Origin of the sequence: Sulfuricaulis limicola (assembly GCF_002355735.1) — a bacterium.
GTDB lineage: Bacteria > Pseudomonadota > Gammaproteobacteria > Acidiferrobacterales > Sulfurifustaceae > Sulfuricaulis > Sulfuricaulis limicola.
The window spans coordinates 1035088-1049039 of record NZ_AP014879.1 but is presented as its reverse complement, the minus strand read 5'-3'; the positions used below and the strand labels follow the sequence as shown (position 1 = coordinate 1049039).

The 13952-nt window shown below is 60.9% G+C and carries 18 protein-coding genes; 6 read left to right on the top strand and 12 right to left on the bottom strand.

What is annotated here, in order from left to right; translation table 11 throughout:
* Nucleotides 1–127: 127 nt before the first annotated feature.
* The 6 genes from dksA (at nucleotide 128) to SCL_RS05180 (ending at nucleotide 5132) form a co-directional block, all read left to right on the top strand.
* Nucleotides 128–577, top strand: a complete 450-nt coding sequence (gene dksA, locus SCL_RS05205; RefSeq protein WP_096360242.1) for an RNA polymerase-binding protein DksA — start codon at nucleotides 128–130, stop codon at nucleotides 575–577.
* A 141-nt stretch (nucleotides 578–718) separates the two neighbouring features.
* Nucleotides 719–1516, top strand: a complete 798-nt coding sequence (locus tag SCL_RS05200) for an undecaprenyl-diphosphate phosphatase (RefSeq protein WP_096360241.1) — start codon at nucleotides 719–721, stop codon at nucleotides 1514–1516.
* A 2-nt stretch (nucleotides 1517–1518) separates the two neighbouring features.
* Nucleotides 1519–2106: a YqaA family protein gene (locus tag SCL_RS05195; protein ID WP_096360240.1), complete on the top strand. Its 588-nt coding sequence runs from the start codon at nucleotides 1519–1521 to the stop codon at nucleotides 2104–2106.
* 228 nt (nucleotides 2107–2334) lie between these two features.
* Nucleotides 2335–3516 (top strand): diguanylate cyclase, encoded by a 1182-nt coding sequence (locus SCL_RS05190; protein WP_172425931.1) that lies wholly within the window; start codon nucleotides 2335–2337, stop codon nucleotides 3514–3516.
* Between the two features lie 29 nt (nucleotides 3517–3545).
* Complete coding sequence (locus SCL_RS05185) at nucleotides 3546–3980, top strand: hypothetical protein (RefSeq protein WP_096360238.1); 435 nt, start codon at nucleotides 3546–3548, stop codon at nucleotides 3978–3980.
* A 198-nt stretch (nucleotides 3981–4178) separates the two neighbouring features.
* Nucleotides 4179–5132, top strand: coding sequence for a hydrolase (locus SCL_RS05180; protein ID WP_096360237.1), 954 nt, complete (start codon nucleotides 4179–4181; stop codon nucleotides 5130–5132).
* Nucleotides 5133–5141: 9 nt separating this feature from the next.
* Here the strand turns inward: SCL_RS05180 and SCL_RS05175 are convergent, their stop codons facing one another.
* The 12 genes from SCL_RS05175 to SCL_RS05120 form a co-directional block, all read right to left on the bottom strand.
* On the bottom strand, nucleotides 5142–5606 hold the full coding sequence (locus SCL_RS05175; RefSeq protein WP_148664996.1) for a DUF2127 domain-containing protein: 465 nt from the start codon (nucleotides 5604–5606) through the stop codon (nucleotides 5142–5144).
* Nucleotides 5607–5660: 54 nt separating this feature from the next.
* Nucleotides 5661–6383, bottom strand: a complete 723-nt coding sequence (locus SCL_RS05170; RefSeq protein WP_096360235.1) for an endonuclease III domain-containing protein — start codon at nucleotides 6381–6383, stop codon at nucleotides 5661–5663.
* The gene (locus SCL_RS05165; protein WP_096360234.1) at nucleotides 6328–6780 is read right to left on the bottom strand and encodes a chromate resistance protein ChrB domain-containing protein; all 453 of its coding nucleotides are present in this window, start codon (nucleotides 6778–6780) and stop codon (nucleotides 6328–6330) included. The genes SCL_RS05170 and SCL_RS05165 overlap by 56 nt, the downstream gene beginning before the upstream one ends.
* A gap of 12 nt (nucleotides 6781–6792) precedes the next feature.
* Entirely contained in the window at nucleotides 6793–7116 is a 324-nt protein-coding gene (locus SCL_RS05160) for a thiosulfate sulfurtransferase GlpE (protein ID WP_096360233.1), read from the bottom strand.
* Nucleotides 7113–7199 (bottom strand): hypothetical protein, encoded by an 87-nt coding sequence (locus tag SCL_RS14565; protein WP_420823637.1) that lies wholly within the window; start codon nucleotides 7197–7199, stop codon nucleotides 7113–7115. Before SCL_RS14565 ends, SCL_RS05160 begins: the two co-directional genes overlap by 4 nt.
* A 25-nt stretch (nucleotides 7200–7224) precedes the next feature.
* A complete protein-coding gene (chrA, locus tag SCL_RS05150) occupies nucleotides 7225–8577 on the bottom strand; it encodes a chromate efflux transporter (RefSeq protein WP_096360231.1) in 1353 nt (450 codons plus the stop codon).
* 10 nt (nucleotides 8578–8587) lie between these two features.
* On the bottom strand, nucleotides 8588–9544 hold the full coding sequence (locus tag SCL_RS05145; RefSeq protein WP_096360230.1) for a chromate resistance protein ChrB domain-containing protein: 957 nt from the start codon (nucleotides 9542–9544) through the stop codon (nucleotides 8588–8590).
* 160 nt (nucleotides 9545–9704) lie between these two features.
* Nucleotides 9705–10580, bottom strand: a complete 876-nt coding sequence (gene rluB / locus SCL_RS05140) for a 23S rRNA pseudouridine(2605) synthase RluB (protein WP_096360229.1) — start codon at nucleotides 10578–10580, stop codon at nucleotides 9705–9707.
* Nucleotides 10573–11262, bottom strand: coding sequence for an SMC-Scp complex subunit ScpB (scpB, locus tag SCL_RS05135; RefSeq protein WP_096360228.1), 690 nt, complete (start codon nucleotides 11260–11262; stop codon nucleotides 10573–10575). Before scpB ends, rluB begins: the two co-directional genes overlap by 8 nt.
* On the bottom strand, nucleotides 11262–12056 hold the full coding sequence (locus SCL_RS05130; RefSeq protein WP_096360227.1) for a segregation and condensation protein A: 795 nt from the start codon (nucleotides 12054–12056) through the stop codon (nucleotides 11262–11264). Before SCL_RS05130 ends, scpB begins: the two co-directional genes overlap by 1 nt.
* Complete coding sequence (locus tag SCL_RS05125) at nucleotides 12053–13276, bottom strand: tryptophan--tRNA ligase (protein ID WP_096360226.1); 1224 nt, start codon at nucleotides 13274–13276, stop codon at nucleotides 12053–12055. The genes SCL_RS05130 and SCL_RS05125 overlap by 4 nt, the downstream gene beginning before the upstream one ends.
* Nucleotides 13273–13926 carry a site-2 protease family protein gene (locus SCL_RS05120; RefSeq protein WP_096360225.1) on the bottom strand — a complete coding sequence of 218 codons (654 nt, stop codon included), beginning with the start codon at nucleotides 13924–13926 and terminating at the stop codon, nucleotides 13273–13275. The genes SCL_RS05125 and SCL_RS05120 overlap by 4 nt, the downstream gene beginning before the upstream one ends.
* Nucleotides 13927–13952: the final 26 nt, after the last annotated feature.

Sequence of the window (13952 nt, the reverse complement as noted above, 5' to 3'; positions counted from 1 at the left end):
TTACAGCGACAGGTGTTTTCTGCATCTATACTCTTTTCTTGCGGCACCGGGGGCTTTCTGGTATAGATTCGCGCTTATTTTTTTGCCCCCTACCCTTCAGGGACCACATTATTGCAGGAGTTGAAGCATGCCGGCCAGAAAAAAGAAGGAAAAGGAACAGTCCATTTCGCCTGTCGCGGGCATCAAGCCGTACGCGGCGAAAAAGGGCGAGAAGTACATGAACAAGAAACAGCAGGATCATTTCCGTGCTGTGTTGAACGCGTGGAAAGGCGAACTGGAAGAAGAGATTACCCGCACCGTGCAGCAGATGCGCGACGTGCCGGAAAATCCGCCTGATCCGAACGATCGCGCGAGCCAGGAAACCGACATGTCCCTTGAACTGCGTTCGCGCGACCGCGAGCGCAAGCTCATCAAGAAAATCGACGAGGCCATCGAGCGCATCGACACCGGCGATTACGGCTACTGTGAAGTCTGCGGTGTCGAGATCGGGGTGGAGCGTCTTGAAGCCCGCCCCACCGCGGATCTCTGCATCGATTGCAAAACGCTCGACGAGATCCGCGAAAAGCAACTGGGCTGAAATCGTTTTTTCGTCTCAAATTCCCGCATCATCTCCATGACAGCGCCTGCCACGCGGCAGGCCGAGTGCGGCCGACAACAAGCCCGCTATCGTCGGCGCGGCGCCTGCTATCATTCACATGACAACTCATTTGGCTGATTCATGGAACTTCCGCTGCTGATCAAGGCCCTGATTCTCGGCATCGTCGAGGGTCTGACCGAATTCCTGCCGGTATCCTCCACGGGCCATCTGATCATCGTGGGCGACCTGCTCGGCTTCAACGACGACAAGGGCAAGGTATTCGAGATCGTCATCCAGCTTGGCGCCATTCTTGGCGTGGTCTGGGACTACCGTGCACGCGTCGGCCGCCTGATCACGGGGTTGAACACGAAACACGAACAGCGGTTTCTGCTGAATCTGTTTATTGCATTCCTCCCCGCGGCCATCATGGGCCTGCTGCTGCATCATCAGATCAAGACCCATCTTTTCAATCCGGTCACGGTGGCCGGAGCGCTCATTGTCGGCGGCTTCGCGATCCTCTGGATCGAGCGGTTGCCACTGCGCGTGCGCGTCACCAGCATGGAAACTCTCGGCCCGATGGATGCGCTGAAAATCGGCATCGCCCAGACATTTTCGCTTTTCCCCGGCGTATCGCGCGCCGGCGCCACCATCATGGGCGGACTGATCGCCGGGCTGTCGCGTACCGCCGCCACCGAATTTTCCTTTCTGTTGGCCATGCCGATCATGTTCGCGGCGACGTTCTTCGAGCTGTTGAGCAATTACAAACTGTTCGAGGCCGCCGATTTTCCGGTTTTCGCCACCGGGTTCGTGGCCTCCTTCGTGTCCGCACTCATCGTGGTCAAGATGTTCCTGCGCTTCGTTTCCAATCATAATTTCACGTCATTCGCGATCTATCGCATCGTCTTCGGGATGCTGGCGCTCGCGTATTACTGGAACTGAGCATGTTCCACCCGATACGCCGCCTCTATGACTGGGTGCTGTCACTGGCCCATCACCGGCACGCGCCGCTGGCGCTGTTCCTGCTGGCGTTCGCCGAGTCTTCGTTTTTCCCGATCCCGCCGGATGTGCTGCTGATCGCGCTCGCGCTCGGGATTCCGGCGCGCGCGTTCCGCCTCGCCCTCATCACCACCATCGGATCGGTACTGGGCGGACTGGCCGGCTACGCCATCGGTTACGGGTTCATGGCCAGCGCCGGTCAGTGGATCCTGGACGTCTATCACTTTCACGAACAATTTGAAAAAATCCGCGCCTTGTATCTCGACTACGACATCTGGGCTGTCGCCATTGCCGGCTTCACCCCGATTCCCTACAAGGTATTCACTATCGCCGCCGGCGCCTTTGACATGGATGTGTGGCGCTTCGCCCTGGCCTCGCTTTTCTCCCGCGGCGCGCGTTTTTTCCTGCTGGCCTGGCTGATTCACCATTACGGCGCCGCGATCAGGGTTTTCATCGATCGCTACTTCAATATGTTGACGCTGCTCTTCATGGTTCTGCTGGTCGGTTTCTTCGTGCTCATCGCGATGTGGTGATATCGAACCGCTCCGGGCAGCCGCTGCCCGGACGGGGCCCGCATTTGCGCCCCATCATCCCCAAACACCTTCTTTCCATCAGGAATAACCTGTATTTCGATGGAAACCGGCGTGTATTCAGGACTTTGAATGTGCCCCATGACTGCACTATGGTTATTGAATGGGCCCGGAAGTTCAGGCAGGCACGGCAAACGCCGGATTTGGCCCATTTCTTGAATGAGCCAAGACATGGAAATGAAGGCGGAAAAAACGGAAATTGCCGCGCCCGCAACCGACAAGGTGCGGGTGCTGGTGGCGGATGACTCGCGCGTCATCCGCAAGGCCATCAACAAGATCCTGAGCAGCGAATTCGAGCTCGTCGAGACCGAAGACGGCGAAACCGCGTGGGAACATTTGCTGAAGGACGATTCCATCGAGGTGGTGGTCTCCGATATCGAAATGCCCAGGCTCGACGGCTATTCGCTCATCTGCCGCATTCGCGCCGCAGAACCCGAGCGGGTCCGCAACGTTCCCATCATCGTTATCACCGGCGCCGACGACGAGCTGACGCGCGAACGCGCGTTCGCCTGCGGCGCCACCGATTTCATCATCAAGCCGATTGACGGCGTGCAGCTGCTGGCACGCACGCGAGCGCACGCCAAACTCGACCAGACGACCCGCAAGCTGGAGGAAACCGCCACCGCGCTCGAAGAGCAGACGGCGGTCGACCCGCTCACGCAACTGCACAGCCGGCGTTACTTCATCCAGCGCGGCGTGCAGGACCTGGCCTATGCCAAGCGCCATAACAGCGACCTGTCGGTCATTCGCATCGACATCGATAATTTCCGCACCATTTACAAACAACACGGCGACCAGGTCAGCGACCAGATCCTGGTCTGGCTCGCCAAAATCCTGACGGCCACCTGTCGCACCGAGGACACCGTGGCCCGCATCGGCGGCGGCGAGTTCGCCATCCTCGCGCCGTCATCGGGGCGCATGGAGGCCGCCGTGCTCTGCGAGCGGGCGCGCACCGCCGTCATCGCCGAACCTTTCAAGCATGCCAGCCTGTCCCTGCCGCTGACGATCAGTCTCGGCCTCTCTACGCTCGGCCGCGATCCCGGCGAAACCATCGAGGAGCTGCTCACGCTGGCGGAGCAACGCATGACACTGGCCAAGGCGGCCGGCGGCAATCGTCTCGGCATCAGCTACCAGGAAGAGGCGCCGAAACCCGAAGAGGCCGTCATCGAGCAGCCCGACCTCGAAACCGCGCTCAAGATGCTCGGCGCCAACGAGGGCGGCAAGCTGCTGCCGTTCCTGCCGGACCTGATCGGCCGCTGCCTGCCCCTGCTGGAATTCTGCAACAAGAAACTCGACCTGGGCCTGGGTTTCGCCATCGAGTCACTTAAGGACAAGCTCTCCGATATGCGATAATGGCCCCATCGACCGGATCGGTGGCAGCCATGAGCAGCAGCGACGCGTTTTATCAGGCCTTCCGTGGAAATTTCAGCAGCCTGCTGAGCTGGCAGCAGCTCGATGAATTCTGGGAAGTGCTGCGCCGCAAGGCCGACGCCGGGTGGTACATCTACGCCATCGGCACGCCGGTTCCCACTCAAATATCCTCAAGCGCTGATGTCGTAAAATTCGTCAATGAAGTTGGCGCGCTCCTGCGCAAGGAACATTACGAGGATTACTGCGGGATCGTGTACACCGACAGCAAACAGGACCCGACGCTGGTCAAAATTTTTGATCCTGACAATCTTGGCGTCGCCTGCGGTTTCAGCAACAATCCACCGCTGCCCGGCTGGATCCTGAGCCGGATACCGCCGCAACCGCTGGAGACGAGGCGCCCTCTGCCCGCCGGCCGCCTGCGCTGGTGGCAGGCCCTTTGGGTATGAGAGAAAAAAAATTAACCGCCAAGACGCCAAGAGCGCCAAGTTTTTCTATGTTGCGGCCCAGGGTGCAACCAAACCCGTTGCACCCGTTCGGCGGCGCGAATGTTCACCGAACATTCGCGAAAACCCCGCCTCACCCTTGACGTCATGGCGGTTCAAAATCATATTTATTTTGTCAGGGATTCCATAAACTTCTGATCCATGGATGGATGCTTCCAGCCCGCCTGGTGGTGCCGCGGCCCGCATGCCCAGACCTTGTGGGCGCGTCTGGCGCGGCGGGCGCCGCAAATCCGCTTCTGGCGCGAACGCCTGGAACTGCCGGACGGCGATTTCATCGATCTGGACTGGTCGGAAAGCGGCAGCGGACCGATCGTCATCGTCTTGCATGGCCTCGAGGGTTCATCCGACTCGCCGTATGCCCGCGGCCTCATGCGCGCCATCGAACAGCGCGGCTGGCGCGGCGTGGTCATGCACTTCCGCGGCTGCAGCGGCGAACCCAACCGCCTGGCGCGCAGCTATCATTCCGGCGACACCGGCGACCTGTCCTGGTTCGTCAACACGCTCCACCGTCGCGAACCGCGCACACCACTGGCCGTGGTCGGTTACTCGCTGGGCGGTAACGTCCTGCTGAAGTGGCTGGGCAAAGCCGGTGGCGCTGCCCCATTACGCTCGGCCGTGGCGGTATCGGTGCCTTATGTGCTGGGTTGCGCCGCCGATCACCTGAATCAGGGTTTCTCGCGCCTGTATCAATGGCAGCTGCTGCGGTCCTTGCGACGCAATATTGCCGAGAAACGCAAGCGCATCAAGCTGCCGCTCAAGATTCAGGACTTATCGACCCTGGGAAGCTTCCGCGATTTCGATGAACATGTCACCGCTCCCCTGCACGGATTCGACGGCGCGGATCATTACTACACCGTGTCGAGTTCGCGCCAGTACCTGAAGGGCATCGTTGTGCCGACGCTCCTGCTGCACGCGCGTGATGATCCATTCATGACCGAAAAAGCCGTCCCCGGCCCCCATGAGTTTTCTGAAGCCGTGTCCCTGGAACTCTCGACGCACGGCGGGCACGTGGGTTTTGTGGCGGGCGCGTGGCCCTGGCGGGCGCGCTATTGGCTGGAAGAACGCATCCCGGCTTATCTTGACCGATATCTATAACGGATAATGTCAGCCGTTATCCGTGAAGTAATCTCGCCGCCAACGGGTATACAGGGCGAAGCCCCACCAGCAAAGAACGACGACGACAGCCATCAATACCACTGCCTGCGTAACAAGTGCCGCGTCAATGCCTTGTGATTGCAGTTGGCTCTCGTAGCCGGCGAACTGGGACTTGATGAACGCCTCCAGCGCCTGACGGCCCAGCACCAGTTGCAGCTTGTCGAGGGTGTAGATGGCCGTGGTCACGAATACCAGCGCGTAACCCCATGTCCTGGCTTTCCACAAACCCAGCCCGAGCGCCAGGAAAAGCACGGCATAAAAGACATGGTAAATGCCGGCGCCGATACCGCCACGAACCTCGCCGAACAGCGGTACTTCGGATGAGACGGAAAGCAGCTCCAGCGCTGCCGACGCCATCAACAATATACCTGCGGAACGAAACGTGAAATGGCCCTTTTTTCTTTCCGTTGTCATGGACAAATCCTCCTGGCAGTCAACGCCGTCAATTTACCCGTAGGCGGGTCGTTGTCAATCTTCCGCCGCCTTATACGAAACAGCGGAAGGGCACTCGTCGGTCAGCGGGCAGTTTCCGCATAATGGCCGTTTCCTGCACACCTCCTTGCCGTGAATCACGATCAGGGCATGGTATTCATTGAACAGCGGTGCCGAGGAACCGAGCCCATTCTCGAACAGACTACGCAATGTTTCGTAAGGTTCATCGCCGGTGATCAGCCCCAGGCGCGCAAAAATACGTCGCGTATAGGCGTCGATCACGAATACCGGACGGCGGAAGGCATAGAGCAGGATGTCATCGGCTGTTTCCGGCCCGATGCCGTGGACGCCCAGAAGCGCATGGCGCAGTTCAGGCGTGGCGCGTTTTGCCAGACGTCTGACACCGCCCTGCTGCACCACCCAACGGCACATCGCTTTCAGGCGTCTGGCCTTGATGTTGAAATAACCGGAGGGCCGGAGCCAGGTCGCGAGGCGTTTGGGGTGCGCCATCATGATTGCTTCGGGCGACAGTGCCTTGGCCTGCTTCAGGTTGACGATCGCCTTTTCGACGTTGGTCCAGGCGGTGTTCTGCGTCAGCACCGCGCCCACCATGATTTCGAACGCGCCATCGCCCGGCCACCAGTGCTGGCGGCCGTTGGCGGCGAAGAGCCGATGGTAAACCCCTGGGATGGTCAGGCGGCCGTCAGGCTTTGGGCGGCCAGCCGTGCGTTTCTTTCTGGCAGTCGCGGCACCACGCATACAGCGCATCATACATCACCATGCCGTGGCGCAGCATTTCATGGTCGTCCGGGAATACGCGCGACAGGCCGAGTGACAACGCCATCAGGCCCGACGCCTGCGGCGCCAGGTTCAGCCGCGCCGTGTCCGCGCCGCGCACGATGACGGCAAGCTGGTGCAACGCGGGATCGGTCAGTTTGTACTTCTTGAGAAAGGTATCGAAGCTGCACAACTCGCCGTCGTGGGACAGCTCGACGCCGGGAAGGTCGTAGGGAATCGCGCCGGTTTCGCGGGCCACGCGAATGACTTCATCCGCCGGCACATAGAGAAACTCGGGGGACGTGTCGATGAATCGCGCGATCAGCCAGGGGCAGGCGATGCGGTCTATTTTCGGTCTTTCCCGGGTGACCCATTTCATGAAATTTTCCGGTTATTTCGAGATGGTCTCGCCACCGCTGGCTTTCCAGGCTTCGAAGCCGCCCTCGATGAAACGCGCCTTGACGCCCTTCGCCTGCAACTGATCCACCACCGAGTTGCTCACAGTGCCGCCACGCACACAGTAGATGACGATATCCCGGTCGAGCGGCAGCGCCGTGCTCCATTGCGTGAGCTTGTCCGGGTCGAGCCAGGCGGCGTTGGGAATTTTATCGCCGGCGGTCTGGTAATCGCTCTTGCGGCGCACGTCGAGAACCAGGACGTTCTTGCGCAGCTTCAGCAGCTGTTTGAGGTCATCAGGCGATATGGTTCGGTTCACGACAAACACTCCTGGTAAAGACGGGTAACATGGTTCCAGTTGATATTCTGCATGAAAGCATCGACATATGCAGCCGCTTTCACGCGATGATCAATATGGTACGCATGTTCAGATAAGGTAAGTGTAGGCCAGCCCCAGCAGAGCGCACGCACCGATGACCTTCATGATGTCGGCCTTGTATTTCCAGAGGGCGATGAAAGCGGCGACGGCGACGATGACCGGAAACCACTCGAAGTTGCCGGTAAACGGGGCGGCTTCCGTGGCCGTCGGCCAGAAGCTGTGCCAGGCGAAAAACACCGCCAGGTTGAGAATCACGCCGACCACGGCCGCCGTGATGGCGGTCAGCGGGGCGATGAATTTGATTTCGCCGCGTGTCGCTTCCACCATGGGACCACCCGCCAGAATAAAGAGAAAAGACGGCAGGAAAGTAAAGAAGGTCGCGACGCTCGCTCCGGCAATACCGGCCGCGACCGGGTTGGCGAACACCTCTTTGGTGACGCCCCCGAGATAGCCCACCCAGGTCACCACCATGATGAGCGGCCCCGGCGTGGTTTCGCCCAGCGCCAAGCCATCCATCATCTGCGGACCGGTGAGCCAGCCGTAATGCTCGACGCCGCCCTGGTAAACGTACGGCAGCACGGCATACGCTCCACCGATGGTCAGAAACGCCGCCTTGGTAAAAAACTCGCCCATGATGTAGAGATCGGGTATGCCCTGTATCGCCACCATGGCAATCACCCAGATCAGCACAAACACCGCCACCGTGGCGGCCAACCTGCCCCAGGAAAAACGCGCGTGGGCCGGTGGCGGGGTGTCGTCGTCAATCAGCGCGGGACCGAACTGCTTGTGGGATGCGCCGTGCCCACCGCCCGCCTTGAACTTGTCCGGAGCGAATTTTCCGCCGATCACGCCAAGCACGGCGGCCCCCAGCACGATCCACGGAAAATCGATCCTGAAGACGAAGATGCCAATGAAGGCCAGCGCAGCGATAGACCAGAGGATTTCATTTTTCAGGGCGCGTGAGCCAATGCGCCAGGCGGCGAACAACACCACCGCCACCACGGCGGGCCTGATACCGTAAAAGACACCCTGCACCGCGGGCACGTCACCGAAGGCGAGATAAATTCCCGCCAACAGTGACAGCAGCACGAAGGCCGGCAGGAAAAACAACACGCCCGCGATCACTGCGCCGCGCACACCGTGCATCAGCCAGCTGATGTAGATCGCAAGCTGAATCGCCTCCGGCCCCGGCAGCAGCATGCAGTAATTGAGCGCATGCAGATAGCGGTGTTCTGAAATCCAGCGACGCTTCTCCACCAGTTCCTGGTGCATGATGGAAATCTGTCCGGCGGGACCGCCGAAACTGATGAACCCGAGTTTCAGCCAGTAGGCAAATGCCTCGCCGATGGAAACCGCGGCCGGTGGTTGGACAGTGTCATGGGTCTTTGAAGCGACAGACATGGTTTTCTCCTTATTCTTCGGAATATGAGGCATACAGAGAATCGAAAGTCTTGCCGGCGTCCTTGAGCAGTTTGTCATCGTCGTCATATTGCCGGCGCGCGCCGTTCAGGATCATCTCCAGCCCGGGTGCCTCGGCGACGGGAACGCCGCCGATGTCAAGATAATGCACCAACGATCCCAGACGCATGAGAGCGGGATCTTTTTCCAGATCGAAACTCGCGAGCAAGACCTCGAAGGTGACACGCGCGCCGACATGCGTGAAAGTTGCGTTGTCGAAATCAAACCCGAGCGCTTTGGCTGGACATTTCCGGGGATTTTTCAACCAGATAAAACGGGCCTTGGGATCAATGAAGCGGCAAATCAGCCAGGCGGAGGCCAGGCGATCCACCCAGGGGCGCGCGCGTGTGGCCCATACACGCTGCTGATAGTCGCGTTTGTCGAGGCGGCGGATTGTCCGTGCCACGGGACGCGGCTCGTCCGGAGAAAGCAGCGCGGTGGCTGCCGCTTCCGTCTCGGACAATAAATGCTGAACCTGTTCTTTTGCCGGTCCCGGAAAGTGATCGGTCGCCGCCACGGTTTCAAATTCACGGCGCAGCTGTCGCAGATGACGCGAAACGGAGGCGGCGCGCTTTCGCGTGAGCGCGGGTTTGAGTTTGCGGATCGCCCCGGCAAGTTGCGCATAGTCGCCGGTACGGTCGAACAGCCCGCGAAAATGCCCGGTCTGTGATGGTTCCGTGCTGTTGAAAGTGAACACATGGGCATCGCCCCCGGAGGCCATCACCGCCTCGGCCTGCTCCCGCAGCGAGCGGGAAGCCGATTCACTGTACGGCAGAAGATACACCCCGTCCCGCAACACCGCCGCTCCGAGTCCCTTTAATGCGCGCCATACCCGCATGCGCGGCGTGGCGCTGCGTCCGGGAAGGCTGATGACCAGCATGGACCACGACGGGTTGGCGGGTATGTCCATGTCATGAACTCTACACTTATGTAATATACATTACATATATTTTTGCAGGCGCCCAAAAACCCGGCAGCAGGCCTGTCAAAACGTCACGACGCCGACGTTGGGTCAGCCGGTCGGACACGCGCCATGAACAAAACAGGATTGGAAATAAAAAAGATATTTGCTATCGGCGCCGTTCGGTTCGCCCTGCCCGGCGGCGTGACTCCGTTCGCGTTCGCGACGTTTCCACGCGGCCACGCTTGCGCCCCGGGTCACGCGCCCGCTTCGCCGCCAGTGGTTTTGTTTTTGCTTTCGGCGGCAACGGCGGCTCGAGCCCGACATGCTCGTAAAGCGCGGCGGCCGCGTCGTCATCCAGTTCCACGGTGCGCCCGGCGTGAAAATGCGGCGGCAGCTGAACCGGACCGAAACGGATCCGCATCAGCCGGCTGACCTGCACGCCGACGGCCTCCCACAACCGGCGTACCTCGCGGTTGCGGCCTTCCTTGAGCGTCACATGATACCAGCGATTGGCGCCGGTGCCGCCGGCGTTCGTGATGGTATCGAAATGGGCCGGACCGTCCTCGAGCATCACGCCTTCCTTCAGCCGTGCCAGCATGTCATCGCTGATCTTGCCCAGGATGCGCACGGCATATTCGCGCTCGATCTCGCGCGAGGGATGCATCAGGCGATTGGCGAGCTCGCCGTCGGTGGTGAACAGCAGCAGACCCGAGGTGTTGAAATCGAGGCGGCCCACGGCGATCCAGCGCGCGCCGCGCAGCGGCGGCAGCTTCTCGAACACCGTCGGGCGTCCCTGCGGATCGGAACGCGTGCAGACCTCGCCTTCGGGCTTGTGGTAAATGAGAATGCGCGGCTTGGGCTGGATGGCATGCGCGGGAACCATGCGGCCGTCCACGCGCAGCGCCTGATGGGGAGTGACCCGGGCGCCGAGGGTGGCGGGCTGGCCATCGATGGTGATGCGGCCTTCTTCGATCCAGCGCTCGATCTGGCGCCGCGAACCCAATCCTGCGCGAGCTAAAACCTTCTGGAGTTTTTCACTCACGCTCGGCCGTACGGGCCTCGGACATGATCGGTTCCGGTTCCTGCTCGAGACTCTCGTGGGATTCGCCGTCGGCCGCGGTGGCCTCGGCGGCGTGAGATCCTTCGCCCTGCTCCAGATCGAGGCGCAGGTTCAGTTCATTGCTGATGACATCCAGATCGCGCAGCGCCGAAAGCGGTGGCAGCTCTTCCAGGTTCTTCAGATTGAAATGCTCGAGAAACTCGCGCGTGGTGCCGTAAAGCGCCGGCCGTCCCGGGACGTTGCGCACGCCGACCTGGCGTATCCATTCGCGCCCGAGCAGGGTCTTGATGATGTCGGTGCTGACGGAAACGCCGCGGATGTTCTCGATGTCGCCGCGCGTCACCGGCTGGCGGTAGGCAACGATGGCCAGGGTCTCAAGCAGTGCGCGCGAGTAGCGCACCGGGCGTTCCTCGGCCAGGCGGGTGATCCAGGACGCATATTTATCGCGGGTCTGGAAGCGCCAGGAGCGGTCGATCTGTTTCAGTTCCACCACGCGTTCGGCGTATTCCTCTTCCAGCATTTCCAGCACGGCGCGGATTTCCTCGCGCGTGGGCGCCGATTCGGCGGGAAACATGGTCAGCAGCTTTTCGATGGTGAGCGGCTGGCCGGCGACCAGCAGCGCCGCCTCGATGATGTTTTTCAGCTCGGTATTGGGCTCGCTCATCAGGCCGCCGCCTTGAGATGGATGGGGGCAAAGGGTTCCTGCTGGACCACCACGACCAGCGACTCCTTCAGCAGTTCCAGCACCGCCATGAAGGTGACCACCAAGCCGCGCCGGCCCTCGTTCAGGTCGAACATGTCCTCGAAACTCACAAATGCATCGCTGTTGATCTTCGCCAGAATCCGGGTCATGCGCTCACGCACCGACAGGGGTTCCATTTGCACGCGATGATGCCGGTAAAGTTCGGCGCGTACAAGCACCTCCTTGAAGGCATCCATCAGCTCGAACAGGCTGACGTTCGGCTCGATCCGTTTGACCGGCGGCTGGTCGTTTTCGATCACAACCAGGTGCACCTCGCGCCCCACGCGCGGCAGCTGATCCAGCGACTCGGCGGCGCCGCGGTAGCGTTCGTATTCCTGCAGGCGCCGCACCAGTTCGGCGCGCGGGTCGGCCTCCTCGCCTTCCGCACCGGCCGGGCGCGGCAGCAACATGCGCGATTTGATTTCCGCCAGCATCGCGGCCATTACCAGATATTCCGCCGCGAGCTCGAGCTTGATGGCCTGCATCAGCTCGACGTAGCCCATGTACTGGCGTGTGACCTCGGCAATGGGGATGTCGAGGATGTCGAGATTCTGTTTGCGGATCAGGTACAGCAAGAGATCCAGCGGGCCCGAGAAGGTTTCGAGAAACACTTCCAGCGCGTCCGGCGGGATGTACAGATCTTCCGGCAGGCGGGTGAGGTTCTCGCCGCGAACCACGGCAAGGGGTGCTGTTTCGGGACCGGTCGGCGTGCTCATCCGCTGTAACCCAGTCCGATGGCGGCGCGCACGTCCACCAAGGTCGTCTCCGCCGCATCCTGCGCGCGCTTGCAACCGTCGGCAATGATGTTCCGGACCAGCAGCGGATCGCGGGAAAATTCCACGGCGCGTTCCTGCATTGGCTTCAGTTCCGCCAGCACGGGGTCAATGATGGTTTGTTTGCACTCAAGGCAGCCTATTTTCGCCGAACGGCAGCCCTTTTGCACCCAGTCCTTGCGCTCCGCGTCCGAGTAGATCATGTGGAAATCCCACACCGGGCACTTGTCGGGGTCGCCCGGGTCGTCGCGGTGCACGCGCGCCGGGTCGGTGGGCATGGTGCGGAGTTTTTTCTCCACCTCCGCCGGCGGATCGCGCAGGCTGATCACGTTGTCATAGGACTTCGACATCTTGCGGCCGTCGAGTCCCGGCATCTTGGGCGCCTGCGTCAGCATGGCCTGCGGCTCCGGCAGGATGATCTTCCCGCCTCCTTCCAGAAAACCGAACAGCCGTTCCTTGTCGCCGAGGGTGATGTTCTTCTGCCGCTCCAGCAGCGCGCGCGCCGTTTCCAGCGCCTCGCGATCGCCCTGCTCCATGTAGGCCGTGCGCAGTTCGCGATACATCTTGGCGTTTTTCTTGCCCATTTTCTTGATCGCCTCCTCGGCCCGGGTCTCGTAGCCCGGTTCGCGCCCGTAGAGGTGATTGAAGCGACGCGCCACTTCGCGCGTCAGCTCCACGTGCGCCACCTGGTCCTCGCCCACCGGCACCAGCCCCGCCCGGTAGACCAGGATGTCGGCGCTTTGCAGCAGCGGGTAGCCGAGGAAACCGTAGGTCGAGAGGTCGCGCTCCTTGAGCTGGAGCTGCTGGTCCTTGTACGACGGCACCCGCTCCAGCCACGACAGCGGCGTGATCATGGACAGCAGCACGTTCAGCTCGGCATGCGCCGGGACGCGGGACTGGATGAACAGGGTGGCGTTGTTCGGGTCGACCCCGGCGGCCAGCCAGTCCACCACCATGTCCCACACGCTTTCTTCGATGATATGAGGGTTTTCGTAATGGGTGGTCAGGGCATGCCAATCAGCCACGAAAAAGAAACAGTCGTACTCGGCCTGGAGCTTGACCCAGTTCTTGAGCACCCCGTGGTAATGCCCCAGGTGCAGCCGGCCGGTCGGGCGCATGCCCGACAGGACCCGCATCGGTTGGCCGGGCATGACCGCGCTCATTGCAATCCCACCAAGAACGTCAGGAGGCGCTCAAATCCATGAATTGGCGGGCTGATCAGAATGCTCAAGACACCTGTCGCCAGCAGTCCCAGCAGAATAAAAAAACCAAAGGGCTCGATGCGCGACAGCTGCCACGCCCAAGGACCCGGCAGCAGCCCAACAGCCACCCTCCCCCCATCGAGCGGTGGCAAAGGAATCAGATTAAGAATCATTAAAACAGCATTGATTTGTATACCAAATACTCCCATATATTGCATCGGTATCCCGGCCCAGGAATCCGGTCCCAGTACGTACCCGACCTTGGCCACGATGGCCCACAAAATGGCCATGAGCAGATTCGCGGCCGGCCCCGCCGCCGCGACAATGGCCATGTCGCGCTTGGGATGACGCAGGTTTTCCCAGGTGACCGGTACCGGCTTGGCCCAGCCAAAAATGAACCCACCCAGCATGAGCAACAGACCGGGCACCAGGATGGTGCCAACGGGGTCAATGTGTTTCAGCGGATTCAGGGTCAGGCGCCCGAGGCGCTGGGCCGTGGGGTCGCCATAGAGTTTGGCCACCCAGCCGTGAGCGACCTCATGGACAGTGATGGCGAACAGCAGGGGCAGGATGGCTACCGCAAAAAACTGGGGCAGGCTTAGGTTGGGCATTGGCCGCGGAGTATATCAGGACCCTT